The following is a 2097-nucleotide window of genomic DNA, read 5'->3' as shown; positions in this document are numbered from 1 at the left end:
AGGTGTAGAAGAGCGCCTCGTTCGGGCTGTCGAGCTCTCGAAGCTCCTTCGCAATATGCCCCGCGACGGCACGCTGCTGCCATGGCTGCTGGTCACCATGATGGTGCTGCCCGCCGGCCTGGCGCTGGCCCAGATCCCGGCCGCGTCCAGGCTCGCCGAGCGGGCGCTGGTCGAGTCGGTGGTGATCGCGGGGCTGGGCATGCTCGTGGTCGCCGTCTACCTGGTGGTCGTGATCGGCCTGGGCCACGAGCCGGTGGGATCCGAGCACGACGTGCTGCTCGCGAGCGTGGTGGCCGCGCTGATCGCCGTCGTACTGGCGCTGCCGCTGCGGTTCCGGCTCGTCTCGATGGGCCAGTCCATGCTGGGTCGGCGCGGCCAGACCCCTGAGGAGGCGCTGGCCTCGTTCGGCGCCCGGATGAGCCGCGCGGTGCCGTTCGACGAGTTGCTGCTCCAGCTCGTCGAATCGCTGCGCGCCACCCTGGGCCCACAAGGCGCGGAGGTGTGGGTCGGCACGGAAGGACTGCTGCACCTCACGTCCAGCGTTCCCGAACGTCCCGAGGCGCAGATCGCGCTCAACGACAAGGAACGCCTGGTCGTGGGGCGCACCAGGATCGGGGGCAGCACCTGGCTGTCGATGTGGCTGCCCACATTGCTCGACGGCCATCCCGCCGACGCTCCCATTCGCGTCGCGCCCGCCGCCCACCTCGGCGAGCTGCTCGGGCTGCTCGTCGTACGGCGGGCGCCGGAGGGCGCCGAGTTCACCGATGAGGACGACCGGGTGCTCATCGAGCTGGCTCGCCAGGTCGGGCTGGCCCTGCACAACATGCGCCTGGACAACGCCCTGCAGGCGTCCCTGGAGGAGTTGCGCCAGCGCAACGAGGAGCTCCAGGCGTCGCGCCTGCGCATCGTCACCGCGGCCGACGCCTCCCGCCGGGCCATCGAGCGTGACCTGCACGACGGCGCCCAGCAGCACCTGGTCGCACTGTCGGTGAAGCTCGGCCTGACCAGAGAGATCATCAAGGACGACCCGGCGATGGCCGCCGAGCTGCTTGAGGAGCTGCGGACGGACGTGCAGAACGCGAACGCCGCCTTCCGCGAGCTCGCTCACGGCATCTACCCGCCGCTGCTGCGCAACCATGGTCTCGGCGAGGCGCTGCGCTCGGTCACCCGGCGGGTCGCGCTGCCGTACCAGGTCAGCGTGGACCTGCCGCGGCGCTACCCGGAGGAGGTCGAGGCCGCCGTGTACTTCTGCTGCCTGGAGGCCATCCAGAACGCGGGCAAGTACGCGGGACCCGGCGCCACGATCCAGGTGAGCATCCAGGCCGAGCCGGGCAGACTCAGCTTCGCGGTGAGCGACGACGGCGTCGGCTTCGACACCCGCGGAAACGAGGGGCACGGTTTCGTGAACATGACGGACCGGCTGGGCGCGATCGGCGGCGTGCTGCGCGTGGAGTCCACGCCCGGCTCGGGCACGACCGTTCGCGGCGACATCCCGATTTCCGACGAGCCCGCCGACGGCCGGTCCCGGCGGGCTCCAGACCCCCAGGAGCCGGTCAACGGCCAAGGCGACGCCGGCGTGCACGCGATCGGAGACGGTGATGATCAGGCCTGACGGGTTCGACGCGGTGGTGGTCGGTTCGGGGCCGAACGGCCTGGTCGCGGCCGTGACGATGGCCGAGGCCGGCCGCCGCGTCCTGCTCGTGGAGGCCGCCGACCGCTTCGGCGGCGGCCTGCGTACCGAGGAGCTGACCCTGCCGGGCTTCCGCCACGACGTGTGCGCCACGGTCCTGGCCCTGGCCGTCGCCAGCCCGGCCTTCCGCGCCCTCCGCCTCGACCAGCCGGTCGCCGGTCACGGTCCGCCACCCGTGGAATGGGCGCACGCGCCCATCGCCGCGGCTCATCCGCTGGACAAGCAGCCCGCCGTGCTCGTCCACCGGGACCTGGAACGCACGGCCACGGAGCTGGGCCAGGACTCGGCCGCCTGGCGGGCCACCGTCGGCGCCGCAGCCCGCGCCGGCGACCCGCTCGTGGACACGCTGCTCGCGCCGCTCTCGCTGCCGCGCGCGCCCCTCGGCGCGGCCAGGTTCGGCGCCCTCG

General features: G+C 72.8%; 2 protein-coding genes. Both read left to right on the top strand.

Annotation, left to right across the window (positions count from 1 at the left end):
* The coding region (locus AB0J09_RS63200) for a histidine kinase (RefSeq protein ID WP_360713923.1) at positions 1-1612 on the top strand (1612 nt) is incomplete at its 5' end.
* Positions 1599-2097 (top strand): NAD(P)-binding protein (locus AB0J09_RS63195; protein ID WP_360713921.1); only part of this gene is annotated, 499 nt, incomplete at its 3' end. The genes AB0J09_RS63200 and AB0J09_RS63195, both read left to right, overlap by 14 nt.

The organism is Nonomuraea sp. NPDC049784, from assembly GCF_040659615.1.
Lineage (GTDB): Bacteria > Actinomycetota > Actinomycetes > Streptosporangiales > Streptosporangiaceae > Nonomuraea.
The sequence above is the reverse complement of the archived record's forward strand: the minus strand, read 5'-3'. Positions and strand labels throughout refer to the sequence as shown.